The sequence below is a fragment of the Streptomyces sp. OfavH-34-F genome (genome assembly GCF_022347745.1).
GTDB lineage: Bacteria > Actinomycetota > Actinomycetes > Streptomycetales > Streptomycetaceae > Streptomyces.
This window is the reverse complement of the sequence record NZ_JAKRGC010000074.1, coordinates 1-24,495: the sequence shown is the minus strand read 5'-3', so window position 1 is coordinate 24,495 and position 24,495 is coordinate 1. Positions and strand designations below refer to the sequence as shown.

Sequence of the window (24,495 nt, the reverse complement as noted above, 5' to 3'; positions counted from 1 at the left end):
CGCCGACCCGGCGCCGCCCGCCCCCTACGGCGACGGCGAGGCCATGCGCCGCGCCCTGGCCGGCGCCCACACCCTGTTCCTCGTCTCGGCGCACGAGAGCCCCGACCGGGTCCGCGAGCACACCACGGCGGTGGACGCGGCGGTCGCCGCCGGCGTGGAGCGCATCGTCTACGTCTCGTTCCTGGGCGCCGCCCCCGACGCCACGTTCACCTTCGCCCGCGACCACTGGCAGACCGAGGCGCACATCCGGACCGCCGACGTCCGGTACACCTTCCTGCGCGACAGCTGGTATCTCGCCGGGCTCCCCGCCATGACCGGCGCCGACGGTGTGCTGCGCGGCCCCGCCGGTGACGGCCGGGTCGCCGCGGTGGCCCACGAGGACATCGCGGACGCCGCCACCGCCGTCCTCCTCGCCGGTGCCGACGCCACCGGCCCTTCGCACGACGGACGCACCTACGACCTGACCGGCCCCGAGGCGTTCACCCTCGCCGAGGCCGCCGAGGAGCTGAGCCGGGTCACCGGACGGACCGTCACCTACGAGCCCGAGACCCGCGAGGAGGCGTACGCGTCCCGGGGGCACTACGGGGCCCCCGACTGGGAGGTGGCCGGCTGGGTCACCTCGTACGAGGCCATCGCGGCCGGCGAGATGGCCACCGTCTCGGACGCCGTACCCACCCTCACCGGCCGCCCCGCCATGGACCTGGCCACCTATCTGCGCGAACACCCCGACAGCTACCGCCACCTGCTCCGGGACTGACCGATGCGCACGGAGACCCCCTGGGGCCCCTGGGAGCCGCCGCCGCTCCCCGAGGCCGTCCGCCTGCTCGCGGCGCTGCGCTCCCCGTGGTGGATCGCCGGCGGGTACGCGGTCGAGCTGGCCGTGGGCCGCGTCTTCCGGGAGCACGGCGACATCGACGTGCTCGTGCCGCGCGACGCCCAGGCGGAGGTGCGGCGGGCCCTGCCCGGCTGGGACTGGTGGGCCGCCGACCCGCCCGGCACGCTGCGGACCTGGCACCCCGGCGAGACGCTCCCCGCCGCCGTCCACGACCTCTGGTGCCGGCCGGGCCCGGACGAGCCCTGGCGCCTGCAATTCATGCTGGACGAGGTGGACGGCGGGGACTGGGTGTTCCGCCGCGATCCCCGCGTCCGCCTCCCCCTGGCCCGGCTGGGCCGCAGGTCGCCGGAGGGCATCCCGTACCTCGCCCCCGAGGTGCAGCTGCTCTACAAGTCCAGGACCCGGCGCCCCAAGGACGAGCGGGACTTCACGGAGGCGCTGCCGGTCCTGGACGACCATGCCCGCGCCTGGCTGGCGGAGACGCTCACGCTGGTGGAGGGCGCGGACCACCCGTGGGCGGCGAGGCTGAGGACGCTGCTGCCGGGCTGAGGCGGCGGGGGCCGGGGCGGCCGGCGCACCCGACCGGCCCCGGTTACTCGTCGCGCCCCGCGGGTGCGCTCTCCCGGGCGGGCTCCTCGGATGCCGGGTGATCCGGGCTTCCGACCGGGGCAGCGGCACGCAGCGCCGCTTCGACCCGGCGGTTGGTGGTCATGGACGCCGTGACGGCCGTCATCGAAAGGAGGAGGACGGCGGCGGCGTAGAGCGGGGTCCGGATGTCGTAGGCGGTGGCCAGCCAGCCGCCGAGGAAGGCCCCGACGGGTGCGGCGCACATGGCCAGCATGCGGGAGGTGGAGGCGACCCGGCCCATGAGGCGGGCCGGGACGATCGCCTGCCGGAGGGAGGGCCCGAGCACCATCGTGGCGCCCATGCCGGCCCCGCAGACGGCGAGCGCCAGCCCGGCCACGTACGGGTTCGGGGCAGCGGCCAGGCCCGCGATGGCAAGTCCTTCGACCGCGGCCGTGCAGGTCAGCGCGGTGCCGGTGCCGAGTCGCCGGCCAAGGCGGGAGGCGATGGCCGCACCGAGCAGACCGCCGGCGGCCTCCGCCGTGAGGAGCAGACCGAAGCCGTAGGTGCCGATGCCGAGGCGGTCGTGCGCGAAGAGGGCGAGTACGGTCTCCACGGCGAGGAAGGCGATGTTCCCGACCGCAGGGCGGAGCGCGAGCCCGAGCAGCAGCCGGTCCCGGAAGACGTACGAAGCCCCGGCCCGCGCCTGCTGGAGCAGCGACTCGCGGCTCTCCGGCACGGGCCGGGGCATGGCGGGCAGCGACCGTACGAGCAGTGCGGAGAGCATGAACGACACCGCGTCGGCGAGCAGCGGAACCGCCCGCCCGAGCGCGAGCAGCGCACTGCCCGCGGGCGGCCCCGCGAAGCCGGACATGGCGGTCTGGGCGCCCCGCAGGCGGGAGTTGGCTCGCTCAAGGAGTGCGGGGTCGCGGCCGAGGAGATCCGGCAGATAGGCCGTGGCGGCCGTGTCGAAGAAGAGTCCCCCCAGGCCGAGCAGGAAGGCGACGGCCGCGAGCAGCGGAATGCTCAGTGCGTCGAGCGCGGCCGCTGCCGCCGGGATCGCGAGCAGAGCCGCACGCGCCGCATCCATGACCCACATCGTGCGCCGGCGGTCCCAGCGGTCCACCAGCGCACCGCCGAGCACCCCGAAGATCAGCCACGGCAGCGTCCCGGCGGCCGTGACGACGGCGAGCGCCATCGGATCCCGCGTCAACGTCAGCGCGAGCAGCGGCAGCGCGGCATGCGACACCCCGTCACCGAACGAGGACACCGTCTGCGCGGTCCAGAGCCGTCCGAACCCGGTCGGCAACTTTCCTACGGCTGAGGTCACTCGGCGCCCCCGTCGGCCTGCTCGCGCGGTGCCGGGTGGAACAGTGCGAAGACGAGTGACGCGTCCGGCAGCGACGGATCGGACAGCTCCCGGTACTCGTCCGCCAGCGCCTGCAGCCGCGCCCCCAACTGCGCGAACTGCTCGTCGGTGAGCCGCAGGTGCGCCATCCGTACGTGCCGCTCGCCCTCCGCCGGCGACGCCTCCAGGTCTGCCACCGCATGGCGCATCAGCACATCCGGCCCGCCCTCGCCCGGGTCCGGCAGGACGATCGCCCGTGCGGCCATCGCGTAGTACCGCTCGGTGACGCCCCGCACCTTCCGCGTCCGTACCACCTCCACCAGGCCGGCACGCTCCAGCAGCCGCACGTGATAGCTGGAACTCCCCTTCGCGAGGCCCACCCGCTCGGCGATCTGCGTGATCGTCGCCGGCTCGAAGCGGAGCACGGCCATGATCCGGTGGCGCGTGAGATTGGAGACGGCGCGCAGCTGCTCGTCCGTGGTGACGTGAAACGTCTCGGGAAGATCATCGGTAGGCATGCGAGCAATGGTCAACGATTCTTGACCATTGAGCAAGAGGTTTCGCACGGACGTCCGGAATCCGCCGTCCGGCGCGCTCCGGGTGGCGTCCTGTTCCCGCGTCGGAGCGCTGATCCAGGGGTTACGGGCCAGCCGGCGGGCAGGCTCCGTGGTCTCGGCGTGCGCCGCTGCTCGGCCCCGGCGTGCCCCGTCGCTGTGTCCCGCGCCGGCTGTGGGCGCCCCGTTGCCCGGGTGCGCCCCGCTCCTCACCTGACGTACGCGCCCGCCTTCGCCGCCAGGACCGTGGCGGTGGCGGCGCGGTCGGCTGCGGCCTCGTCGAGCGGGTCGCCGCTGGCCAGCAGCCGGTAGTAGAGCGGCGCCGACACGGCGCGTACGACCTCGTGCGGGTCGGTCCCGGCCGGCAGTTCGCCCCGTTCGACGGCGTCGGTGACACAGCCGGCCCACTCCTCGACGCGGATCGCGTAGAACCGGTGCAGCGCCTGCGCGGTACGCGGATCGCAGGTCGCCGCCGCGATGACCGACCGGAAGAGCGCTCCCTGGCGCGGATCGGTGAGCGTCGTGAGCACCAGCCGGGCGTTCGCCCGGAGGTCCCCGTCCAGCGAACCGGTCCGCGCCCGGGGCGTGGACTGCTCCGCCATGTCGTCGAGCAGGTCCGCGATCAGGCCGGTGGGTGAGGACCAGCGGCGGTAGACGGTCGTCTTGCCGACCTCCGCGCGCCGCGCCACATCGGCGAGGTCGAGGCGGTCGAAGCCGTGCTCGGCCAGCGCGTCACCCGCCGCGCGCAGCACGGCCTCCCGGACGCGGGCGGTCCGCCCGCCGGGCCGGACGGTGCCGGGTTCCACACCCTCGGATGCCATAACGGGTCTCCAGTTCCATTAACGAGCATGCTTCTGCTACGGTCGCCCCATCTTAACGGAACCACGGAACCATTTAGCTTCCGTCCGAGGAAGGACGACCATGTCCGCGCCCAGTCCTGCCCCGTCACACCCCACCACCGCGACGCCGCCGCCCGCGCCACCCTCCGGCCCCCGGTCCGCCCGGATGACCGGCCGTCAGAAGGTCGTTCTCACCCTGCTCCTCGGCGCGCAGTTCATGATCGCCGTGGACTTCTCGATCCTGAACGTCGCTCTGCCGGTCGTCGGGGACGGCCTCGGCTTCGCGCTTCAGGACCTCCAGTGGATCGCCACCTCGTTCGCCCTGGCGGCCGCCGGGTTCACGCTCCTGTTCGGCCGGATCGCCGATCTCGTCGGCCGTAAGCGGCTGTTCATCGCCGGCATGGCGGTGCTGGGCCTCTCCTCGCTGCTGGGCGGGCTGGCCGGTTCGCCGGAGGTACTGCTCGTCGCCCGCGTGCTCCAGGGCCTGGCCACCGCCGCCGTCACGCCCGCCGGGCTCGCGCTGCTGACCACCGCGTTCAAGGAGGGCCCGCTGCGCGAACGGGCCCTCGGTCTCAACGGCGCCCTGATGTCGGCGGGCTTCACGGCGGGCGCGATCCTCGGCGGCCTCCTCACGGACCTGCTGTCCTGGCGCTGGGCCTTCCTGGTCAACGTCCCGGTCGCCGCGCTCGTGGTCGCCCTGGCCCCGGCCGTCATCACCGACTCCCGCCCGGCGCAGCGCCCCCGGCTCGACGTTCCCGGCGCCGTCACCGTCACCGGCGGGCTGCTGCTCCTGGTCTACGGCCTCACCCAGGCCGGAGCGACCGGCTGGACCACGCCCACCACCCTCGTCGCCCTGCTCGCCGGGGCCGTGCTCCTCGTCGCCTTCCGGTTCGTCGAGAAGCGGGCGAGCGCCCCGCTCGTTCCCGTACGCATCCTCAGGCGCCGCAGCGTGATCTGGGGCAACGCGACCGGGCTCGTCGCCTTCGTCACCGAGACGTCCCTGGTCTTCCTGCTGACGCTCTACCTCCAGGAGGTCCTCGGCTACTCACCGCTCGCCACCGGTCTGGCCTTCGGCGTCCTAGGCCTCGGCACCGTGATCGGCGGCACGCTCGGCGGCCGGGCCGTGGGCCGCAACGGCAACCGGAGGACCATCGTCACCGGGGGAGTGGTCCAGGCCCTCGCCACCCTCTCGCTCGTCGCGCTCGGCACCTCGGGGGCCTGGATCTGGCTCCTCCTCGCCGCCACGTTCGTCGGGGGAGTCGGCAACATGCTGATGATCGTCGGCTTCATGGTCACCGCGACCTCGGGCCTGCCCGACGAGGAACAGGGCCTGGCCACCGGCCTCGCCACGATGACCCAGCAGGTGGGCATCACCCTCGGCATCCCGATCATGAGCGCGATCGCCACGGCCCGCATGACCGCCCTCGGCACCACGGGCCCCACGACCGTCCTGTCCGGCGTCACCGTTGCCGTCCTGGCCAACGCGGCCCTGGTCCTGACCGGCACCCTGCTCGCGGCCACCTTCCTCGGGCCACGCCGGCGCGGATGAGCCAGGGCGGGACGAATCCGGTTGCGGCGGACCGGGAAGTCCCGCTGAGGTTCCGTCATGGACGATGCCACGGAGCGGGCGCGGGGGACGGCGTCGGCAGGAGGCCGCGGAGGCGCGGCGCGACCGGGGGCGCGACCGGGCCCCCGGCGCGGGGTGGCGGTGCTGGCGGCCCTGATGCTGGCCGCCTTCACCTTCAACACCGCGGAGAACCTGCCGATCGGTCTCCTTGAGCTGATCTCGGAGGACCTGCGGGTGTCGGTGTCGTCGGTCGGTCTCCTGATCACCGGCTACGGCGTGACGGTGGCCGTCGCGTCGGTGCCGCTCGCCCACGGCCTGAGGGCGGTGCCCCGGCGGCACGTGCTCACGGGGGTGCTGGCCGCGCTGGTCGTGTCCAGCCTGGTCGCGGCGGTGGCCCGCTCGTACGGGCTGCTCCTCGCGGCCCGGCTGGTGACCGCGCTCGCCCAGGCGCTGTTCTGGGCCGTGATGGGGCCGGTGGCGGTGGGCCTGTTCCCGCCCGCACTCCGAGGGCGGGTGGTCGGGGTCCTGTCCGCCGCCGGCTCGCTCGCCCTCGTGCTCGGCGTGCCCGCCGGGACCTGGCTCGGCCGCCTGAGCGGCTGGCCGGTGCCGGTCGCGCTGCTGGCGGCTCCGGGGCTCCTCTCCCTGGTCACGATCGCCGCCCTGCTGCCGACCTCGCGCCCGGAGGAGGAGCGCGCCGCCTACGGCACCAGCCCGGACGCCCGCCGCTTCGGCATCGTCCTCGCGGCCGGAACCCTGTCCGCCGCCGGGGCGTTCGCGGGCTTCACGTACATCGTGACGTTCCTGGGCGAGGTGAGCGGGTTCTCCCCGAGCGCGGTCAGCGCCCTGCTCGTGACCTTCGGCCTCGCGTGCCTGGCCGGAGTGAGCGCCACCGGGGCCCTGCTGGACCGCTTCCCCGACGCCGCGCCGGCCACCGCGATGGCCACCCAGGCGGTGGGCATGCTCGGCCTGTACGCGGCCGGCGCCCGACCGGCGCTGGCGGTGGCGTTCCTCGTGCTGATGGGCGGCGCGCTCGGCCCGGTGTTCATGACCACCCAGAACGCGATGCTGCGCTGCGCACCCGGCCGCACGGACCTCGCCCTCGCGGCGAACTCCGGCTGCTACAACGCCGGCATCGCGGCGGGCGCCGCGCTCGGAAGCGTGATCCTCCCGCGCACCGGCGTCCGGGGCACGTTCCTCGCCGGCGCCCTCCTGACCCTCGCAGCCTGCACGGTACTGCTCACCACCCACCGCCGCTCCGCCGCACAGAGCCCGAACGGTACGAGAACGGCCCGGACCGGTGATCTGCCGGGAGGCTCCCCGTAAGTCGCTGACCTTCGTCACCGGCTGGTATCCCGTCCGAACCGAAACCCGGCAGCCCTCCGACATCGCGATACCCGGCTCCGTTCCCTATGCGTTGGCCGACTTCTGCCGTCTCGCCGAGGAGCGTCCGGCCATCCTCGGAGGCCAGAACTTCATCCAACCGCTCGCAAGGACCCCGACCGATATCCGCGGTGAGCACTTGGTCGTCGCCACCGAGAATCAGGGCTGCTGGCACTGGTTCATCCCGTGCCAGCGCGACGCCGCCGACACCCGGTTCGACGGCTGAGACGGAGGTCCCTGCCAGCAGAGGTGATCGATGGCTGTAAGGGATTGGCCGTGATCGCTGAGCTGAGCGCAGCCGTTCAAAGAGACCTGAGCTATTGGACTGCGGTCCTTTCGTGGACGATGACGGCGGCGAACAGCAGGGTTATCGGTCCGGGCACGGCTTGAGTGCCTGGGGCTGATTGCCGGCCTGCGGGTTTGCAGTTGCTCTTGGCATATTCATTTCCTCGCCATCCATAAGGGCTGCGTAAGGAAGTCGTCGCGAGGTGTGCACCGAATCGTGTGACCGGGAGTCACCTCGCTTCTGCGGACGGCTCGTTCGTGTTATACGTATTACGGGGACGGGCATCCGGAGGCCGCGGTCCCCTCGTAGCGGACGCCTTTATCGATCTTGGGAGGCGATCATGGGCCCTTGACGCCGGGTGACTAGGGGGCCGGGTAGCTGCTCGCAGAGCCTGAGTCTCAAATTCCTCTTACGCGAAGGTGCGTAGAAAACATGTGTGGTGATGCGAAATGAGTCCCTAATGAGAACGGAGCAGAGATATGTCTTCGCCCTGCAATCACGCCAACTTCCATACGGCTATCGCACTGATGGTTGCCGCCCTGATCGGGCTGGTCGTAGCCGTCGTCACTTTGGCAACCGACATGGAAGTGCTCAAGGCGCTTGGCCTCGCCGGTAGCACGTTCATCCTTAGCTGCCCCATCGCTCTACAAGTGATCAGGCGCTAGCTCAAAAATACGAATTACCAGACTTTATTACCTGGGCCCCGGAGCGGACGCGCTCCGGGGCCCGCGCGCGTCCGGGAGAGACGCCCTTGGAGCCGTAGAGCCTGCGGGACTGCGCTGCGGGCGACCTCGGCCACGCTTCCGCCGTCATCGCGCTGTGGATCTACGCGAACCTGTCGCTGGGCAAAGAAGACCGCACCCGGGCCGTCGTGGACACCGTTCTCGGCGGTCTCCGGACCGGGTGTGGACTGTCGAGTGCTACCGCGGCTCAGAAGAGTGGGATGCCGAGGCTTGCCGAAGCCGCCTGGACAACCCCGGTCCAGCCAAGGGCGGGCAGGTTGGCCCTGGCGCTCTGCGGCTGGGGCTACGGATGAAAGGGGCGCTGGCGAGGTGCTCGTCGCGGGCGGCGGAGTTCTACGGCTGGATCGGGGCGTTGGTCCAGAAGGAGTGGGCCCGTTGCAGAATTTTCTCAGCGGCGACGCCGTACGATGCCGCACTGCTCAGCGCGGTGAAGGCTTTGTTGTAGAGGTCGAGTTCGCTCTGTTCTGTGATGTCCATGGAGGAGGAGACGAGTTCGACGTGGGCACGGTCGCCATCGCCGTAGAGGTTGAACGCGTGGACGGGGAAGAGGTCCACCCGTGCGGTGGAGGGAAGGATCCCTAGGGTGAGCGAGGCCAGGCCGAGCTCTCGCAGGAGGCGCTCGATCTGTTCTCGCATGACCTTGGGCCCGCCGATGTTCGTGTAGAGCGCCTGCTCCCCGAGGACGACGTCGTAGTGGTGCTCGCCGTCGTACAGCACTCGCTGTCGCTGCATGCGCTTGGCGACTCCCGCCGGCACGTCGTTCGGGATGCCGAGGAAGTCGACGACCTGGCCGAGGATCACGGTGGCGTACGCCTCGGTCTGGAGGGTGCCCCAGATCATCGTGGGCACGTACGCCTGGCCTTCGCGCGTGCTCTGGTACCAGCGCACCACGTCGTCCTGAGTCGCTTCTGTACCGGTGGACAGACGATCCGTCCAGGGAACTGAACTGGTCACCGCATCCCCTCCTGGGTGGTGCCGCCGGGGGCGGCTTCGACGGGCGTTGCCGTTCCGGTCGAGGATGGCTCCGAGTGTCCGATCTTGTAAGAGCGGGAATCGGTCAGGCCATGCGCTCGATCTCGAGGGCCAGGGCGCCGAGGGCCTCCTTCTCAGGGCCGTAGACGGTGCGGATGTGGGCGAGTTGCTGGTCGCGGGCGGCGGGTCGGGTTGACGTTGGACGGGCCTTCGCCGTCACGGAGAGCCTCGAAGTCTGGGTACTCGGTGACGCGGAGGACTTGGACGTCGCAGGTCTCGTCACCAGCCGTTGAGGGAGATTTCCGAGCCGCCTGAGAGGTACTGGTGAAGGGCGCCGGCGGTGGTGTCCACGAAGTTCTCGGGGATGGTGCCGACGTCGGTCCAGCGGACCTGGGAGTGCTTGCGGGGTTCGCGGTTTTCGGGTTTGCCGGTCCATTCGTGGGTGGCGAAGACGACGGTGAGGAAGCCGTTGGGGGCTTCGATGCCTCGGGCGCCGTGGATGATGTGGGCGACCTTGAGGGACTCGGGCTTCACGGTGAGGCCGGTCTCCTCGTAGAGCTCGCGGACGGCCGTCTCGGTGATCGGTTCGCCCGGTTCGTTCTTGCCGACCGGGAGGTCCCACATGCCCTGGGCAAACTTGGCGTTCTCGCCGCGCTGGAGAAGGACGACGCGGTTGGTGGCCTTGTCGTGGACGATGACGGCCGCGACCAGCAGGGTCATCGATTCGAGCGCCGGCTTGAGAGCCTTGGACTGGTCGTCGGTCTGCTGGGGCACGGGGTTCCCTTCGTCAGGCCGGTTGCTGGGCATGTGAGAGCGAGTGCTTCGCGGGCGCGGCGGGTGAGATCGGTGGCCCCAGGCACCTCGCGGCGCGGAACCTCGTGGATCTCGGGCGTCAGCCCGAGTCGATTCAGTCCGGCAGCGGCGAGAACCACCGCGTCGAGCGCGCCCTTGGTGGTGCGGGCAAGCCGCCCTGGCACGTTTCCCCGGATCGGTACGACGTTGAGGTCGGGGCGGAGTGCGAGGAGCTGGGCCACGCGGCGGGGCGCCCCTGTGCCCACGGTCGCCCCTTCGGGGAGACCGGCCAGGGTCGCCCCGCAGAGCACGTCGCGTACGTCTTCACGCGGGCCAGGCGTGGTCAGCAGGGTCGTTCCTTCGGTAACGGCCGTAGGGAGGTCTTTCAAGGAGTGCACGATCACGTCGATTTTCCCCGTGACCAAGGCTGCCTCTTGGTTGGTGGAGAAGGCGGACCCGCCGGCTGTCTTCGCGACCTCCGCGAGCGTGGGCGTGACGCGGTCCTGGTCGCCGCCTTCGAGGATGACCTCGCGCTTGAAGGTGACTTCCGGGAACTGCCCGACCAGAGGTGCCAGCCATTCGCTGACCTGCGTCCTCGCCAGCTTGCTAGCCCTGGAGCCGATGCGCACCACGTCGCCCATTCAGGTCAACTCCTTGCGATAGCAGTCCCGTTGACTCGCAATCGTACTTGCACCAGAACCATGCAGATTCCGACACTTTGTCACTAAAGGAGAAACTTGTGACCCTTCGTGTGGGCGCCCGCGCCTCGAAGATGTCCCTCATGCAGACCGCCCCGGTCTTATCCGCTCTCTCCGCCGCCGGCCCCACCATCCTGCGCCCCTTTACCGAAGCGGGTGGAGATCGGTCGGTGGATCGAACCGCACTGGAGGCGGACGGGGTCTTCTCCGAAGAGATCGAATCCGCCCTGCTGGCGGGCGAAATCGACGTTGCTGTCCACTGCCTCAAGGACGCGCCGACCATCGACACTCCCGGCCTCACAATGTCCGCTTACCTGCGGCGCGATGACATCCGGGACTGCCTGGTCGCCCGCGATCCCGATGTCACGCTGGCCACCCTCCCTGCCGGGGCGGTGGTAGCCACCGCGTCCTTGCGCCGGACCGCCGCACTGCGCGTCCATCGCCCGGACATCAACGTCGTTCCGATACGTGGGCCGGTGGACGAACGCCTCCGAGCGCTGCACGAGCCCGACAGCCGGATCGACGCGTTGGTGGTCGCCGCCTGCTCCATGGAACGCCTCGGCCTGCCCCACCTGATCGCCGAACGGATCAGCCCGGAGGTGATCTGTCCTCCGCTCGGCGCCGCGATCATCGCCTTCCAGACGCGCGAGGACGACAAGGCCACGAGCGAGGCCATCAACTTTCTCCACGACCCCGCTACCGCCACGGAAGCGGAAGCCGAGCGCCTGGTACTCCGCCGGCTAGGCGGCTTCTGCAATGCCCCGCTGGCGGGGTACTGCCGGACGAACGGGGGCCAGGACGCCGCCACCTATACGGTCCGCGCCAGATCCTTCACGGTGGACGGCGGTTCTTCGGTCGATGTTCGCCGCGCCAGCAGCGACGCCAGGAAGGCGGCTCTGGCCGTCAGTCACGAGCTGACGCGCCTCGGAGCGCAGACCGTGACCGCCAGTCCTTGAAGGAAGTACTTGGTGGCCCGGAGACTTACCTGGTCCGGGCCACCAGCGAGCGGAAGTCAGATGGTTAGCGGAAGCATCTGAGCCAGCCCCCGACGGCGACCTCCCTCTCGGCTCGCTGTCCAGTTGACGGCTCTGGCACACATGCCGTGGAGCAGTTAATTACCGGCAGCGCGCCTTGGGCTGTCATCTCGGGCTCGTAGCCCGCGTAGCGGCGACTATGCGCGAATCATGAGCGAGACGCCTGTGGCCAGGAACCCGATCCCGAGAGCGCAGATGAGCCCGCCCCAGATTCGCAAGAGCTTTCGCTGGAGGGGCGCGTAGCGGAGAAAGTCCATCCCCGGATGCTCGAATCCCAGTCGGTGGAACGTCCGCAGGAGGCCGGGGTCGGCGTGGGCGGGGTTCAGGTAGGTATCCACCGTTCGTGTAGCGATGCCGCGGAAATCTGTCGCCAGCGCAAGTCCCGCCAGAATTATCCCGGGGCCCAGCAGCAGAGGTGCCAAGTACATCCGTTCCTCCGGTTCAAGGGGGCAGGTGCACGGTACACAGGGAGGCGGTCAGACGGTGATGCCAGAAGCCGGAAGTGTGAGGGCCAACTAGTTGCTGGCCAGTCACTGACAAGGACGCGCGCCGCCAGGCGGTACATGGTGATATGCCGCGAGAGCCTGGTTCACGTCCTTATTCGGCCGCGTCGGGGGCCATCGGTGCTGGCAGTGCCCCTCTGGCCTTCTGACTGCCAGTGTGGCGGTGTGTGTGGCGTGTTGGGCAGAGGCGGCGCTCCGCTGATCGTGCTTCGGCTGCGGGCCGCCTGCGTCCGCCGGTTCGGTTGAGCGGTGATGCGCCAGTTGAGGACCTCGGCGGGGTGCTTGGCGCTGTCGAGCTCACGCTGGGTACCCACCTCGGCCAGGAGGCGCCGGGGTTTGTGGCCGGCGGTCTCGGCGTGGGCGAGGGTTGTGGTCAGGGCGGTCCAAGTGGGGTCGGCGAGGATCCGGTCGGCATGGTCGGGGAGGGCCTCGCGCACGTCTTGCTCGTAGCGGCGGGCGGTTGCGGCTCGTGGTGCGCGGCGGGTCAGGTCAGCCAGGGCGGGTGTGGCGGCCTGCTGGTAGCCCGCCTGGAGGTGGCGGAGGGCTTCTTCGGCCGCAGCGGCCTGCTGTTCGTGGCCGCGCTGTTCGTGCCACTTGGCGGCGGCGCGGGCCAGGTGCAGGGTGGCGAAGAGCAGGGTGATGGCGAGTCCGCCTGGCTCATTGGAGGCGTAGGCGAGTTCCCTGGTGGCCTTGCGCAGGGCGGTGGCGGCCTGGTGATCGGCGCGGGTGGCAGAGCGGCGGGCGCGGTTGAACGCCGTCGCCGCCGCTCGTAGTTCCGCCCGGTGCGGGCCGGTCGTGGCGCTGGCGATGTTGTACAGGGCGTCGCCGAAGGCGGCCAGGTGGCCCTGGGCGGCGGCATCGTCGCCGGAGTCGAGGACGGTGTGCGCCGTGTGGATGGCGGTGGTGGTGTGGCGCCATGGGGCGGCGGGGTCCGCCACATACCGGGGGCGGTCGGCCACCTTCTGGTTGGGGAGGCGTTCGCGTAGGCGGTTGATGGAGAGGTCGGGGGCGAGTTTGGAGCCGCCGTACCAGACGGGTTCGCCAGCCGCGTTGGTGTCGCCGGGGGCGGCGAGGCTGTAGCCGATGACGTCGCCGGTCTCGGGGCCGAGTCGTGTCTTGACCTTGATGCCGAGGGATTCCAGCACGGTGAAGTAGTCGGCCTCGTTGTGTATGGCGGCGGCGACCGCGTACGCCTGCTCGCGCAGCCAGTGCCGTGCCGTGACCGTCTGGCCCTGGCGCTCGGCCTTGGCGCGTTCGGCGCCGGTGGGGGTGCGGGGCGCGGTGAGGTCGCCGGACTTCAGGCGGCGCAGGCCGAACTCTGCTTCGATCTTGCGGCACTCGGCTTGGGCGCGCTGTCCGTCGTGGTGGGTGCGGGGGCGGCGTCCGTCGGCGCGGACGGTGGTGGCCATGATGTGGATGTGGTCGTCGGCGTGCCGCACGGCGATCCACCGGCATGCCTTGTCGTCGCCGTCGGGGGCGATGCCTGTGGCGTGCACGATGCGGCGGGCGACTTCGGCCCACTCGGTGTCGGTGAGGTAGCGGTCGCCGGGCGCGGTACGGACCGGGCAGTGCCAGACGTGCTGGGGCGGCTTCTTGCCGCCCAGCTCGCGGGTGCGCAGGTCGACGTGGTGGTCGAGGCGCTTGGCGAGCTGGGTGTAGGTGGCTGTCGGGTTGCGGCCGGGATCGGGGGCGCCGGCCATGTCCCAGGCGGCGACGATGTGAGGGTCCGTGTGTTCGTCTCGGCGGCCGGGGCCGAAGAGGTAGATGATCAGTCCGCGGGTGTCGGAGCCGGTGGAGACGTCAGGAACCATGGGCGGTGCCTTCCGTCAGGAGCTGGTCGATCAGTCGGTAGCTGCTCTCGGCCGCTTGCTCGACACGGTCCAGCACCGCCTCGGCACGCTCGGGCACTGTTCCTCGGTGGATGGCCGCGGTGATCTGGTTGAGGTTCCTGCCGATGCGGTCGAGCGCGACCGTGTGTGCCTCGACGGCCTCGATCAGCGGGCGGACCGGGTCGTCCTCCGGGCTGCCGACCAACCCTGCCTTGCCGAGGGCGATGGCCAGGGCGGCGGCGCCGAAGAATCCGGCGAACTTCTGACCGCGCTGGTGAGCGGCGGCGCTGATCACGCTCACAGCTGTCCGGGTGAAGCGGATGGTCTTCTACTGGTCGCGCTTTTCCACGGTGCGCTTGCGGTTCATCAGCGCGGGCAGGACGGGGGCATCAAGGTCCCGCCAGGAGGGCTGCTCGGCGGACGGTTGGACGTTGGTCGGCGGCTGCGTGCGAGGGGCGATGGAGTCGACTGTGGGTGGGCGGCTGGTCTCGGCTGTGCCTTCCTCCGGCTCGGGCGCCCCCTGGCGCTCGGCCTTCTCCTCCGCCACCCCTGGGGCGGGGGCAAGTGCGGACGAAGCCTCGTCAGAGGCTCGTTCGCTCCAGCTTGCTGCTGATCGGCGGGTCAGGCCGAAGAATCCCTTGCGGCGGCGGACGGGGACGTCGTCGGTGCTCGATTCGGGCATGGCGGTGCTCCGGTGGTCGTGTGGGGTGGGGCTTCGTCACGTCCGTTGCATCCGTCCCATAGCTGGTCAGGACAGGTACGGAGACGGTCGCAGGTACGCAGTGATCCGTATCGGCGAGGAACTCCGTCCCCGCGCTGACCTGCGCGGGGACGGATGCGACGGATGGATACGGAGCTGGTGTCAGCGAGTGGGCCTGGGGCCGGCAGGCCCGCCGGGCGGCCCGATGGGCAGCGCCCCGGACGGAGGGGCCGGTGGCTTGCCCGGGACTCGACGTGCGGGCGCGGTCTCCGCTGCTGCGGGGGCCGGTTGGGCAGGGTCGGGGCAGTAGCGGGCCCAGGCGTCGAGGAACTGGTTGCGGGCGTACGCCTTGGCCTGCCTGCCGTTCTCGAAGCGGTGGTTGGCCGGGCTGATGCCGAAGTCGCGCAGCAGGTTGGCCAGGTGGTAGGCGTTCAGACCCTTCGTTCCGTACTCGGCCCACGGCGACTCGGCGTCCTGGACGAGGGCGGCGATCAGGTCGTGGCTGCGCAGCGCCTCCTGGTCGCCCTGTTGCTCGAAGACGCGGCGGATGTCCCGGAGCAACCGGGTCTTCAGCGTCGTCTGCTCGTCCTGGACCACTTCGTTGCGGGTCATCGCCAGGCAGGCGGCGCCGGCCCTCGAGCTACCGCACATGGTCACCCACGACCTGCGGCACTTCTACGCCTCCGCGCTCATCGCCGGCGGGGCGAGCGTCAAGCAGGTCCAGATGGTCCTCGGGCACGCGTCCGCCGTCATCGCGCTGCGGATCTACGCGCACCTGGGGCCGGGCAAAGAAGACCGCACCCGGTCCGTCATGGACGCCGTTCTCGGCGGCCTGCGGGCCGGGTGCGGGCTGGTGGGCCGTAGATCAGGCCTTCTTGGTCTCCCAGAAGATCTTGTCGATCTCCGCGATCAGGTCCAGCGCCTTCTGGCCGGTGGCCGGGTCGGTGGAGCCCTTGGCGGCCGAGAGGGCCTTCAGGGTGTCGTTGACCAGCTGGTGCAGCTGCGGGTACTTCTCGAAGTGCGGGGCCTTGAAGTAGTCGCTCCACAGCACCGAGACGTGGTGCTTGGCGAGCTCGGCGCGCTGCTCCTTGATGACCACCGCGCGGGCCCGGAAGTGCGGGTCCTCGTTGGCCTGGTACTTCTCCTGGACGGCCTTGACGGACTCCGCCTCGATGCGGGCCTGGGCCGGGTCGTACACGCCGCAGGGGAGGTCGCAGTGGGCGCTGACCTTCACCTTGGGGGCGAACAGGCGGGAAAGCATTGAGCTGTCCTTCCTCGTGATCGTCTTCTCAGGTGGGACATTACTCCGTGAGAAGCCTCTTTCAGCGAGTGCCCCCGGGGGCTTAGGCCAAAAGTCCGGGACGAGGATGGGACCGGCGGCCGAATGTACGAAACCCTGTGGGGGACGGTGTACTGGACGGATCGGGGAGGTGCGGGAGGAGATGAGCGAGGTGCCGGAGGTGCCGGAGCCGGCCGGTGAGCGGTCCGCGCGCGGGCTGTCGGCGCGGGTGCCCTTCCAGGTGGTGGAGGTGACGGGCCCCTCGATGGTGCCCACGCTGCACCACGGGGACTGGCTGCTCGTGCAGTACGGGGCGCCGGTGCGTCCCGGGGACGTGGTGATCCTGCGCCATCCGTTCCAGCAGGACCTGCTGGTCGTGAAGCGGGCCGTGGAGCGCCGGGCCGGCGGCTGGTGGGTGCTCGGGGACAACAGTTACGCGGGCGGCGACTCCACCGACTACGGAACGGTCCCCGAGGAACTCGTGCTGGCCCGGGTCCGTGCCCGGTACCGGCCGCTGACCCGGGATCAGCGCTCGGTGCGCGGTGTACTGAGCTGGGCGGTCTCCGCGCTGCGCCCGGTCTCCGCTGCGCGCTCCGTCTCCAGGCGCTTGCGGGCCCGGTAGGCCGCCACGTTGGCACGCGTCGCGCAGCGGTCCGAGCAGTAGCGGCGGGAGCGGTTGGTCGAGGTGTCGAGGTACGCGTTGCGGCAGGGCGCGGCCTCGCACAGGCCCAGCCGGTCCACGCCGTACGAGGTGAGGTGGAACGCCAGACCCATGGCCGCGATCGCCGCGTACCCCGCCGTGACGTTGGACGGGTGGTCCGCGAGGTGCATGTGCCAGTCCGGCTTGCCGTCCGCGTCGCGCAGGTCGTGGCCGGAGATCTGCGGGCTCACCGGGAACTCCAGCAGCAGCGAGTTCAGCAGGTCCACCGCCAGCCGCTCGTCGCCCGCGTCGGCCGCCTCGAAGACCGCGCGCAGCCGGGCCCGGACGGAACGGAACCGGGTGACATCCGCGTCGGCCGCGCGCCGCGCCGCCTGGGCGTTCTCCCGGAACAGGTCGCGGACGGCCTCCACCGACGTCAGGGTGTCCTTGTTCCGGGCCGGCTCCTCGGTGTTGACCAGGCGCACGGCGTAGTCCGAGTAAAAGGCCAGTTCCACGAGTTTTCCTTACGGCGTCGGTCCGGGGTGGGGGGACTAGATGGTGCGACGTAATGGGTGATTAAGGTTACAGGGTATTACATGTGGGGAAGGGGTGCCCCCGCCCCGAAACTCTTCGCATCCGCCGCAACCCGCCGTGCCGCCCACCGCACTGGAAGGGTGAGACGGTCCGCGCCCGCGGGCCGGGGGAAGGACACCGAGGATGCGGAGCGATGACCACGCCGCGCTGCACGCCTTCGTCGAGAGCAGACGCACCGCCCTGTTCCGCAGCGCGTTCCTGCTCTGCGGCGACCGGCACGAGGCCGAGGACCTGGTCCAGACGACTCTGGTCAAGGTCGTGCTCGGCGGGCGGCGGCACGGCCGGCTCGACAACATCGAGGCATACGCGCGCAAAACCCTGGTCAACACCTTCATCGCCGCCCGCCGCCGGTTCTGGCGCCGCGAGCAGGCGTACGGGGAGCTGCCGGAACGGGCCGCGCAGACACCCGACACGGACACCGGCCTGGCGGTCCGGGCGGCGCTCGCGCGGCTCACGCCCAGGCAGCGGGCGGTCCTGGTGCTGCGCTACTGGGAGGACCTGAGCGTCGAGGCCACGGCCGAGACGCTCGGGATGCGGGAGAACACGGTCAAGAGCCACACGGCTCGGGGATTGGCGGCGCTGCGCGCCGAGATGGCGGAGGTTTTGGTATGAGCGACGACGTGCGCGGGCTGCTGGGGCGGGCCGCCGAGGGCGCCGGGCGGCCGGTCATCAGCACGGAGGCGGTCTTCGCGAAGGCCGCACGGGTGCGGTGGCGGCGCAGGGCGGCCGTGTCGGCGGCGGCGGTGTGCACGGTGGCGGCGGGGGCGTTCGTCGTCCCCCAGCTGACCTCCCCGGCCCACGACACCCCGCAGACCTCCTCGGTGGCCTCGTCCGCCAAGGCCCCCGGCGCCACCGACCGGGCCGTCCGGCTCGCCCGGCTGCTGCCCTCCGACGTCGGCACGGTCGAGGAGGTGTCGTTCGCCGACATCATCAAGCACGCCTCGCCCGTGCCCCCCGAGCCGCCCAGGACCGGTCCGCTGGACGGGCAGTACGCGGTCCGCCGGGACGGCGGCGTCGGCTACCTCACCGTGGACGTCATGGACGCCGCGGCCGTACGCAAGAAGCTCGGGAACAGCGACCCGGCGGCGGACCTGTGCAAGCCGGACAAGGGGGCGCCCGCCCGTACCGACTGCGTGCGCGAGGAGCTGTCCGGGGGACGGGTGCTCACCATCTGGAGCGACGCCATGGACTACGGCGAGGGTGCCACCCCGCAGTGGGGCCCCGAGCTGACCGCCCAGCTCATGCTGGCGGACGGCAGCCTGCTCGGCGTACGGGACAGCACCGGCTTCGAGGCGGACGAGGTGCAGGGGCCGCTGCTGAAGAACCCGCCGCTCACCCGCACACAGCTGCGCGAGCTGATGCTGCGCACGGAGCTGCTGCCGACGGGGTGACGCCGACGGGGTGACGCCGCACGCGAGAGGGCGGTACGGGCCGCACCGGCCCGTACCGCCCTCTCCGCGATCGCCGGAGCACCTTCGACCGCCGGAGTGCCTCCGACCGCTAGAGCACCTTCGACAGGAACGACTTCGTCCGGTCGTGCTGCGGGTTGGTCAGGACCTCGCGGGGATGGCCGGATTCGACCACCACACCGTCGTCCATGAAGACCAGCGCGTCGCCGACCTCGCGGGCGAAGCCCATCTCGTGGGTGACGACGATCATCGTCATCCCGTCCTCGGCGAGCCCCCGCATCACGTCGAGCACGTCGCCGACCAGCTCCGGGTCGAGCGCCGAGGTGGGCTCGTCGAAGAGCATCAGCTTCGGCTCCATGGCCAGCGCCCGCGCGATGGCCACCCGCTGCTGCTGTCCGCCGGAGAGCTGCGAGGGGTAGTTGCGCGCCTTGTCCGCCAGGCCCACCCGGTCCAGCAGCCGTTCGGCGCGGGCCCGGGCGACCGCCTTGGCCTCGCGCCTCACCTGGACGGGCGCCTCCATGACGTTCTCCAGCGCCGTCATGTGCGGGAACAGGTTGAAGCGCTGGAAGACCATGCCGATGTCCCGGCGCTTCAGGGCGACCTCGCTGTCCTTCAGCTCGTACAGCTTGTCGCCCTTCTGGCGGTAGCCCACCAGCTCGCCGTCCACGTACAGCCGGCCGGCGCTGATCTGCTCCAGGTGGTTGATGCACCGCAGGAACGTGGACTTGCCGGAACCGGACGGGCCGATCAGGCAGAACACCTCGCGCGGGGCCACCTCCAGGTCGATGCCCTTGAGGATGTGCGCGGCGCCGAAGGACTTGTGGACGCCCTCGGCCTTCACCATCGCGGTCATGCGATGCCTCCCTTCGGGCGGCCGACCGACAGCACCGTCGACCGCAGCTTCTGCAGCGGGGTGGGCGGCAGGCTGCGGCTCGATCCACGCGCGTAGTAGCGCTCCAGGTAGTACTGCCCCACGCTGAGCACCGAGGTCATGATCAGGTACCAGGCGGCGGAGAGGAAGTACATCTCCACCGGTGCTCCGGCCGCCTGGCCGATGTCCTGGGCGTTCTTGAAGAGTTCGTAGAACTGGACGGCGGCCACCAGCGAGGTCGTCTTGAGCATGTTGATGACCTCGTTGCCCGTGGGCGGCACGATCACCCGCATGGCCTGCGGGATCACGACGCGCCGCAGGGTCTTGCCGTGGCTCATGCCCAGCGCGTGGGACGCCTCCGTCTGGCCCTCGTCCACCGAGAGCAGACCGGCCCGGCAGATCTCCGCCATGTACGCGGCCTCGTTGAGGCCGAGGCCGAGCAGCGCCGTCAGCAGCGGCGTCATGAAGCTCGACCAGTAGTCCTTGTAGATCGGCCCGAGGTTGATGTACTCGAAGACCAGACCCAGGTTGAACCACACGAACAGCTGGACCAGGACCGGGGTGCCCCGGAAGAACCAGATGTAGAACCACGCGATCGACGACGTGACCGGGTTCTTCGACAGGCGCATGACGGCGAGCAGGACGCCGCCGACCACGCCGATCAGCATCGACAGGACGGTCAGCAGCAGCGTCTGGCCGACGCCGTCGATGATGCGGTCGTCGAAGAAGTAGTCCGGTACCGCGCCCCAGTTGATCTTGCCCTGGCTGAACGCGTACACGATCGACGCGAGCGCGGCGATGGCGACGAGCGCCGAGACGTACCGGCCGTAGTGCCGCACCGGGATGGCCCTGATGGGCTCCGGCGCGGCCACCGCCCCGGCGGGGGACGCGGGCGGCTCGCCGCCCGGTCCCGTCTTCTTGATGTCAGTCACGGCTGATGCCTTTCAGCTGCCTCTCCGTACCGGACACCGGTCAGGAACCGCCGTTGATCCTGGCCTCGGTGACCGCGCCGGCCTCGACGCCCCACTTCGCGATGACCTTGTCGTACTCGCCGTTCTTGATGATCGCGTCCATGGCCGCCTTGATGGCCTGGGTCAGCTTGTCGTTGCCCTTGGCGACGGCGATGCCGTACGGGGCCGCCTCGACCTGGTCACCGACGAGCTGGAAGTCGTTGCCGCCGCCCGAGGTCTTCACCGCGTACGCGGCGACCGGGAAGTCGGAGGAGCCGGCGTCGGCACCGCCCGAGCGGAGCCGGGTCTGGGCCTCCAGGTCGTTGTCGAACGCCTCCATGGCGATCTTCTTGCCGCCCGCGCACTTCTTGGACTCGGCCTTGGCCAGGTCGTGCGAGACGGTGTTGCGCTGGACGACGATCTTCTTGCCGCACAGGTCGGCCCAGGTCTTGATGCCCTGGTCGTCGCCCTTCTTGGTGTAGAGCGAGACACCGGCGGTGAAGTAGTCGATGAAGTCGACGCCCTCGCCGACCTTCTTCTGCGTCTCCGGGTCGATGCCGTTCTGGCGCTCCTTGGTGTCCGTCATCGCCGACATGGCGATGTCGTACCGCTTGGCGCGCAGGCCGGTGATCAGGGTGTCGAACGTGCCGTTCTCGAACTTGAACTCCACGCCCAGTTCCTTGCCGAGCGCGGCGGCGAGGTCCGGGTCGATGCCGACGGTCGCGCCGGACTTGTCCTTGAACTCGACCGGCGGATAGGCGATGTCCGAGCCGACCCGGATGACGCCCTTGGAACGGATGTCCTCGGGCAGCATCTCGGCGGGCGTGAGGGTGTCGCTGGAGGCGGTGGCGCCGGTCTTGGCCGTCGCCGAGCCGCCGGCGTCGTTGTTCTTCGTCTGGTCGCCGCAGGCGGTCAGCAGCATGGTGCCGGCGACCGCGATGGCGCCGACCGCGGCGATACGGGTCTTCGCGGCCGTACGACGGGCGATTCGTGCGGTCATGTTCGGGTTCCTCCGGCAGGGTGGGGACGTGTCACCGGGCGGCAAGAGCACACGGTGTCGAGTGTCGTCGCCTTGTGTGATTACGGCATGTTGCCACGGGGATTAGCCCGAACAGGGGGCCCGGCATGTCAAAATCGGATAACGGGCGATCCCCGAACCTCCTGAGGCCGGTACACCGGGGCCGGACCATTTCAGGAGTGGACGAGTCGCGGCCGGAGGATCTCCGGCGCGTCCCGCGTGGCGGACTCAGGCACGGCACAAGGCCGGCCTGTTCAGATGGACGACTATGAGTCATGTCACGGAGTCGATATCGGCTCGTCCGTGGCCGGGTCCGTCCGGTAAGAAAGACCTTTACACCCCTCATCCGGGGCTCAGGGCGCGTGTGCGGCGCGCCCGCGCGTACGTACCTCCCCCTGCCGGGGCGGCCAACCGCCAGGCGCAGGGCACGTACGCGGTGCCCGCCCACCCCTCCTCAACCAGGAGTGGCCACCCTCAAACGATGAAGACTTAAGGGGTCAACACCATGGCAGCGGAGATCGTCAATCCTCGCAGCGACAGCACCACCGACAGCACCACCACCGACGAGCCGTTCGATCCGGCCTTCGCCCTGCACCGGGGCGGGAAGATGGCCGTGCGGGCCACCGTCCCGATCCGGGACAGGGACGACCTGTCCCTGGCGTACACGCCGGGCGTGGCGAAGGTGTGCTCCGCGATCGCGGAGCAGCCCGAGCTGGTCCACGACTACACCTGGAAGTCCCAGGTCGTCGCCGTCGTCACGGACGGGACGGCGGTGCTCGGCCTCGGCGACATCGGTCCCGAGGCGTCCCTCCCCGTGATGGAGGGCAAGGCCATCCTGTTCAAGCAGTTCGGCGGCGTGGACGCGGTGCCGATCGCGCTCGCGACCACCGACGCGGACGAAATCGTGGAGACCGTCGTCCGGCTCGCCCCCTCCTTCGGCGGCGTGAACCTGGAGGACATCTCGGCGCCGCGCTGCTTCGAGATCGAGCGCAAGCTCCAGGAGCGGCTGGACATCCCGGTCTTCCACGACGACCAGCACGGCACGGCCGTCGTCACGCTGGCCGCCCTGCGCAACGCCGCGAAGCTCTCCGGGCGCAGCCTGGGCGACCTGCGCGCCGTCATCTCGGGCGCCGGAGCGGCGGGCGTGGCCATCGCCAAGTTCCTGCTGGAGGCGGGGCTCGGCGACGTCGCCGTCGCCGACCGCAAGGGCATCGTCAGCCGGGACCGCGAGGACCTGACCGACGTCAAGCGCGAACTGGCCGGACTCACCAACCGGGCGGGCATCTCCGGCCGGCTGGAGGTGGCGCTGGCCGGCGCCGACGTCTTCATCGGCGTCTCCGGCGGTACGGTCCCCGAGGCCGCGATCGCCTCGATGGCGCCCGGCGCGTTCGTCTTCGCGATGGCCAACCCGAACCCCGAGGTCCACCCCGACATCGCGCACAAGTACGCGGCCGTCGTGGCGACCGGGCGGTCGGACTACCCGAACCAGATCAACAACGTGCTGGCCTTCCCGGGGATCTTCGCGGGGGCGCTCCAGGTGCGGGCGTCCCGGATCACCGAGGGCATGAAGATCGCGGCGGCCAACGCGCTGGCCGACGTGGTCGGCGAGGAGGCACTGGCCGCGCACCGCTCGGACCAGGCGCGGGAGCGCGCCGTCGGCAAGGTCATCGACCTCACCGCGCACGACGAGACCGAGCAGCTGGACGTGGCGGAGCTGCGCAGCGCGATCTCGTGACGCGAGGCTACTTGTCGATGTCGCCGACGACGAAGAACAGCGAGCCCAGGATCGCCACCATGTCGGCGACCAGCGTCCCCGGCAGCAGTTCGGTGAGCGCCTGGATGTTGTTGAACGAGGCGGAGCGCAGCTTCAGCCGGTACGGGGTCTTCTCGCCCTTGGACACCAGGTAGTAGCCGTTGACGCCGAGCGGGTTCTCCGTCCAGGCGTACGTGTGGCCCTCCGGCGCCTTGAGGACCTTCGGCAGCCGCTGGTTGACGGGGCCCGGCGCCAGTTCGGCGAGCCGGTCCAGGCAGGCGTCCGCGAGGTCGAGGGCGTTGTGCGTCTGCTCCAGCAGGCACTCGAACCGGGCCAGGCAGTCGCCCTCGGTCCGGGTCACGACCTTCAGCGTGTCCCGCAGCTCCCCGTACGCCAGATACGGCTCGTCGCGCCGCAGGTCGAAGTCGACGCCCGAGGCGCGGGCGATCGGCCCCGACACCCCGTACGCGTGCACCGCGCCGGCCGACAGCACGCCGACGCCCCGGGTGCGGCCCCGGAAGATCTCGTTGCCGAGGACCAGTTCGTCGTACACGTCCATCCGCGAGCGGACCGACGCGACGGCGTCCCGCGCCCGGCCGGCCCAGCCGGCCGGCAGGTCCTCCTTGAGGCCGCCCACCCGGTTGAACATGTAGTGCATGCGGCCGCCGGAGACCTCCTCCATCACGGCCTGCAGCTCCTCGCGCTCCCGGAACGCGTAGAACACCGGGGTGATCCCGCCCAGTTCCAGCGGGTACGAGCCCAGGAACATCAGATGGTTGAGCACCCGGTTCAGCTCGGCGAGCAGCGTACGGGTCCAGACCGCGCGCTCGGGGACCTCCATGCCGAGCATGCGCTCGACGGCCATCACGACGCCCAGTTCGTTGGAGAACGCGGAGAGCCAGTCGTGGCGGTTGGCGAGCATGATGATCTGGCGGTAGTCGCGGGCCTCGAACAGCTTCTCCGCGCCGCGGTGCATGTAGCCGACGACCGGTTCGGCGTGCTGGACGCGCTCGCCGTCCAGGACGATGCGGAGGCGGAGCACGCCGTGGGTGGAGGGGTGCTGGGGGCCGATGTTCAGCACCATGTCGGTGCTCTCCGCCGCGCCGCCGATGCCGATGGTCGTCTCCGTCATGGGGTCAGTATCGCGTGCGCGCCGCGCCGGTGGGGGCGCTGCCCCCGGACCCCCGCTCCTCAGTCGCCGCGGGGGCCGATCCGCCGGCTCAGCCAGCCGAAGTCGCCCAGCCCGCCGCGGGCCGTCAGCTCCGCCGCCTCGCCCGCCGACGCCAGGGCCCGGAGGTAGGCCGGCGGGTCCGTCGTGGCCAGGGACAGCGGCGGGC

At 70.7% G+C, this 24,495-nt stretch carries 22 protein-coding genes and 5 pseudogenes; 11 read left to right on the top strand and 16 right to left on the bottom strand.

Annotated elements, in window-relative coordinates; translation table 11 throughout:
* Positions 1-757, top strand: a 757-nt coding sequence (locus tag MHW47_RS14200) for an NAD(P)H-binding protein (protein WP_239223420.1), incomplete at its 5' end; no start/stop codon positions are given.
* A 3-nt stretch (positions 758-760) separates the two neighbouring features.
* A complete protein-coding gene (locus tag MHW47_RS14195) occupies positions 761-1,384 on the top strand; it encodes a nucleotidyltransferase domain-containing protein (RefSeq protein ID WP_239223418.1) in 624 nt (207 codons plus the stop codon).
* A gap of 43 nt (positions 1,385-1,427) precedes the next feature.
* Here MHW47_RS14195 and MHW47_RS14190 read toward each other — a convergent pair whose 3' ends face one another.
* From MHW47_RS14190 to MHW47_RS14180, 3 genes are all read right to left on the bottom strand, one after another.
* The gene (locus MHW47_RS14190) at positions 1,428-2,708 is read right to left on the bottom strand and encodes an MFS transporter (protein WP_239223416.1); all 1,281 of its coding nucleotides are present in this window, start codon (positions 2,706-2,708) and stop codon (positions 1,428-1,430) included.
* A 17-nt stretch (positions 2,709-2,725) separates the two neighbouring features.
* Positions 2,726-3,265, bottom strand: coding sequence for a transcriptional regulator (locus MHW47_RS14185; RefSeq protein ID WP_239223414.1), 540 nt, complete (start codon positions 3,263-3,265; stop codon positions 2,726-2,728).
* 245 nt (positions 3,266-3,510) lie between these two features.
* Entirely contained in the window at positions 3,511-4,122 is a 612-nt protein-coding gene (locus tag MHW47_RS14180) for a TetR/AcrR family transcriptional regulator (RefSeq protein ID WP_239223413.1), read from the bottom strand.
* 100 nt (positions 4,123-4,222) lie between these two features.
* Here MHW47_RS14180 and MHW47_RS14175 point away from each other — a divergent pair, with 100 nt between their 5' ends.
* The 3 genes from MHW47_RS14175 (at position 4,223) to MHW47_RS14165 (ending at position 7,313) form a co-directional block, all read left to right on the top strand.
* Positions 4,223-5,689, top strand: coding sequence for an MFS transporter (locus MHW47_RS14175; protein WP_239223412.1), 1,467 nt, complete (start codon positions 4,223-4,225; stop codon positions 5,687-5,689).
* Between the two features lie 174 nt (positions 5,690-5,863).
* The gene (locus MHW47_RS14170) at positions 5,864-7,030 is read left to right on the top strand and encodes an MFS transporter (RefSeq protein WP_239223422.1); all 1,167 of its coding nucleotides are present in this window, start codon (positions 5,864-5,866) and stop codon (positions 7,028-7,030) included.
* Positions 7,005-7,313 carry a hypothetical protein gene (locus MHW47_RS14165; RefSeq protein WP_239223410.1) on the top strand — a complete coding sequence of 103 codons (309 nt, stop codon included), beginning with the start codon at positions 7,005-7,007 and terminating at the stop codon, positions 7,311-7,313. Before MHW47_RS14170 ends, MHW47_RS14165 begins: the two co-directional genes overlap by 26 nt.
* A 1,136-nt stretch (positions 7,314-8,449) precedes the next feature.
* On the opposite strand, the gene MHW47_RS14160 is transcribed toward MHW47_RS14165, so the two are convergent.
* From MHW47_RS14160 to MHW47_RS14145, 4 genes and pseudogenes are all read right to left on the bottom strand, one after another.
* A complete protein-coding gene (locus tag MHW47_RS14160; RefSeq protein ID WP_239223408.1) occupies positions 8,450-9,070 on the bottom strand; it encodes a DUF5753 domain-containing protein in 621 nt (206 codons plus the stop codon).
* Between the two features lie 103 nt (positions 9,071-9,173).
* Positions 9,174-9,369, bottom strand: a pseudogene (locus MHW47_RS14155) (RNA-binding protein); the annotation flags it as partial.
* The gene (locus MHW47_RS14150) at positions 9,368-9,895 is read right to left on the bottom strand and encodes an NUDIX domain-containing protein (RefSeq protein ID WP_239223406.1); all 528 of its coding nucleotides are present in this window, start codon (positions 9,893-9,895) and stop codon (positions 9,368-9,370) included. The pseudogene MHW47_RS14155 and the gene MHW47_RS14150, both read right to left, overlap by 2 nt.
* The gene (locus MHW47_RS14145) at positions 9,805-10,521 is read right to left on the bottom strand and encodes a hypothetical protein (protein WP_374230091.1); all 717 of its coding nucleotides are present in this window, start codon (positions 10,519-10,521) and stop codon (positions 9,805-9,807) included. Before MHW47_RS14145 ends, MHW47_RS14150 begins: the two co-directional genes overlap by 91 nt.
* 98 nt (positions 10,522-10,619) lie before the next feature.
* Here MHW47_RS14145 and hemC point away from each other — a divergent pair, with 98 nt between their 5' ends.
* The gene (gene hemC / locus MHW47_RS14140) at positions 10,620-11,534 is read left to right on the top strand and encodes a hydroxymethylbilane synthase (protein WP_239223405.1); all 915 of its coding nucleotides are present in this window, start codon (positions 10,620-10,622) and stop codon (positions 11,532-11,534) included.
* Positions 11,535-12,201: 667 nt separating this feature from the next.
* Here the strand turns inward: hemC and MHW47_RS14135 are convergent.
* The 3 genes and pseudogenes from MHW47_RS14135 to MHW47_RS14120 form a co-directional block, all read right to left on the bottom strand.
* A complete protein-coding gene (locus tag MHW47_RS14135; RefSeq protein ID WP_239223403.1) occupies positions 12,202-13,926 on the bottom strand; it encodes a relaxase/mobilization nuclease domain-containing protein in 1,725 nt (574 codons plus the stop codon).
* A pseudogene (locus MHW47_RS35720) lies at positions 13,916-14,491 on the bottom strand (hypothetical protein). Before MHW47_RS35720 ends, MHW47_RS14135 begins: the two are co-directional and overlap by 11 nt.
* Before the next feature lie 315 nt (positions 14,492-14,806).
* Positions 14,807-15,283: pseudogene (locus MHW47_RS14120) on the bottom strand (DUF3631 domain-containing protein); the annotation flags it as partial.
* Here MHW47_RS14120 and MHW47_RS14115 point away from each other — a divergent pair.
* Positions 15,279-15,494, top strand: a pseudogene (locus MHW47_RS14115) (tyrosine-type recombinase/integrase); the annotation flags it as partial. The pseudogenes MHW47_RS14120 and MHW47_RS14115 overlap by 5 nt on opposite strands.
* A gap of 15 nt (positions 15,495-15,509) precedes the next feature.
* Here MHW47_RS14115 and sodN read toward each other — a convergent pair.
* On the bottom strand, positions 15,510-15,905 hold the full coding sequence (sodN, locus tag MHW47_RS14110; protein WP_239223397.1) for a superoxide dismutase, Ni: 396 nt from the start codon (positions 15,903-15,905) through the stop codon (positions 15,510-15,512).
* Between the two features lie 181 nt (positions 15,906-16,086).
* Here sodN and sodX point away from each other — a divergent pair, with 181 nt between their 5' ends.
* The gene (gene sodX / locus MHW47_RS14105) at positions 16,087-16,545 is read left to right on the top strand and encodes a nickel-type superoxide dismutase maturation protease (protein WP_239223395.1); all 459 of its coding nucleotides are present in this window, start codon (positions 16,087-16,089) and stop codon (positions 16,543-16,545) included.
* Here sodX and MHW47_RS14100 read toward each other — a convergent pair.
* Positions 16,449-17,078, bottom strand: a complete 630-nt coding sequence (locus MHW47_RS14100) for an ABATE domain-containing protein (protein ID WP_239223393.1) — start codon at positions 17,076-17,078, stop codon at positions 16,449-16,451. The genes sodX and MHW47_RS14100 overlap by 97 nt on opposite strands.
* A 202-nt stretch (positions 17,079-17,280) precedes the next feature.
* On the opposite strand from MHW47_RS14100, the gene MHW47_RS14095 reads away from it, so the two are divergent.
* Complete coding sequence (locus MHW47_RS14095) at positions 17,281-17,769, top strand: SigE family RNA polymerase sigma factor (protein WP_239223391.1); 489 nt, start codon at positions 17,281-17,283, stop codon at positions 17,767-17,769.
* Positions 17,766-18,548: a hypothetical protein gene (locus tag MHW47_RS14090; protein WP_239223389.1), complete on the top strand. Its 783-nt coding sequence runs from the start codon at positions 17,766-17,768 to the stop codon at positions 18,546-18,548. The genes MHW47_RS14095 and MHW47_RS14090 overlap by 4 nt, the downstream gene beginning before the upstream one ends.
* A 109-nt stretch (positions 18,549-18,657) precedes the next feature.
* On the opposite strand, the gene MHW47_RS14085 is transcribed toward MHW47_RS14090, so the two are convergent.
* Genes MHW47_RS14085 through MHW47_RS14075 form a run of 3 tightly spaced genes read right to left on the bottom strand, consistent with a single transcriptional unit; the run spans position 18,658 to position 21,387 of the window.
* Positions 18,658-19,419, bottom strand: a complete 762-nt coding sequence (locus tag MHW47_RS14085; protein WP_275449183.1) for an amino acid ABC transporter ATP-binding protein — start codon at positions 19,417-19,419, stop codon at positions 18,658-18,660.
* Positions 19,416-20,369, bottom strand: a complete 954-nt coding sequence (locus tag MHW47_RS14080; protein ID WP_239223387.1) for an amino acid ABC transporter permease — start codon at positions 20,367-20,369, stop codon at positions 19,416-19,418. The genes MHW47_RS14085 and MHW47_RS14080 overlap by 4 nt, the downstream gene beginning before the upstream one ends.
* Positions 20,370-20,409: 40 nt before the next feature.
* On the bottom strand, positions 20,410-21,387 hold the full coding sequence (locus tag MHW47_RS14075) for an ABC transporter substrate-binding protein (RefSeq protein WP_239223385.1): 978 nt from the start codon (positions 21,385-21,387) through the stop codon (positions 20,410-20,412).
* A gap of 523 nt (positions 21,388-21,910) precedes the next feature.
* On the opposite strand from MHW47_RS14075, the pseudogene MHW47_RS14070 reads away from it, so the two are divergent.
* Positions 21,911-23,026: pseudogene (locus tag MHW47_RS14070) on the top strand (NADP-dependent malic enzyme); the annotation flags it as partial.
* Positions 23,027-23,147: 121 nt separating this feature from the next.
* Here MHW47_RS14070 and MHW47_RS14065 read toward each other — a convergent pair.
* Entirely contained in the window at positions 23,148-24,290 is a 1,143-nt protein-coding gene (locus MHW47_RS14065) for an NADH-quinone oxidoreductase subunit D (RefSeq protein WP_239223383.1), read from the bottom strand.
* Positions 24,291-24,495 lie beyond the last annotated feature (205 nt).

Coding starts and splice junctions, on each gene's coding strand:
- MHW47_RS14195 (WP_239223418.1), top strand. CDS start 761: ATGCGCACGGAGACCCCCTGGGGCCCCTGGGAGCCGCCGCCGCTCCCC.
- MHW47_RS14185 (WP_239223414.1), bottom strand. CDS start 3,265: ATGCCTACCGATGATCTTCCCGAGACGTTTCACGTCACCACGGACGAG.
- MHW47_RS14180 (WP_239223413.1), bottom strand. CDS start 4,122: ATGGCATCCGAGGGTGTGGAACCCGGCACCGTCCGGCCCGGCGGGCGG.
- MHW47_RS14175 (WP_239223412.1), top strand. CDS start 4,223: ATGTCCGCGCCCAGTCCTGCCCCGTCACACCCCACCACCGCGACGCCG.
- MHW47_RS14170 (WP_239223422.1), top strand. CDS start 5,864: ATGCTGGCCGCCTTCACCTTCAACACCGCGGAGAACCTGCCGATCGGT.
- MHW47_RS14150 (WP_239223406.1), bottom strand. CDS start 9,895: ATGCCCAGCAACCGGCCTGACGAAGGGAACCCCGTGCCCCAGCAGACC.
- MHW47_RS14145 (WP_374230091.1), bottom strand. CDS start 10,521: ATGGGCGACGTGGTGCGCATCGGCTCCAGGGCTAGCAAGCTGGCGAGG.
- MHW47_RS14135 (WP_239223403.1), bottom strand. CDS start 13,926: ATGGTTCCTGACGTCTCCACCGGCTCCGACACCCGCGGACTGATCATC.
- sodN (WP_239223397.1), bottom strand. CDS start 15,905: ATGCTTTCCCGCCTGTTCGCCCCCAAGGTGAAGGTCAGCGCCCACTGC.
- sodX (WP_239223395.1), top strand. CDS start 16,087: ATGAGCGAGGTGCCGGAGGTGCCGGAGCCGGCCGGTGAGCGGTCCGCG.
- MHW47_RS14095 (WP_239223391.1), top strand. CDS start 17,281: ATGCGGAGCGATGACCACGCCGCGCTGCACGCCTTCGTCGAGAGCAGA.
- MHW47_RS14090 (WP_239223389.1), top strand. CDS start 17,766: ATGAGCGACGACGTGCGCGGGCTGCTGGGGCGGGCCGCCGAGGGCGCC.
- MHW47_RS14085 (WP_275449183.1), bottom strand. CDS start 19,419: ATGACCGCGATGGTGAAGGCCGAGGGCGTCCACAAGTCCTTCGGCGCC.
- MHW47_RS14075 (WP_239223385.1), bottom strand. CDS start 21,387: ATGACCGCACGAATCGCCCGTCGTACGGCCGCGAAGACCCGTATCGCC.
- MHW47_RS14065 (WP_239223383.1), bottom strand. CDS start 24,290: ATGACGGAGACGACCATCGGCATCGGCGGCGCGGCGGAGAGCACCGAC.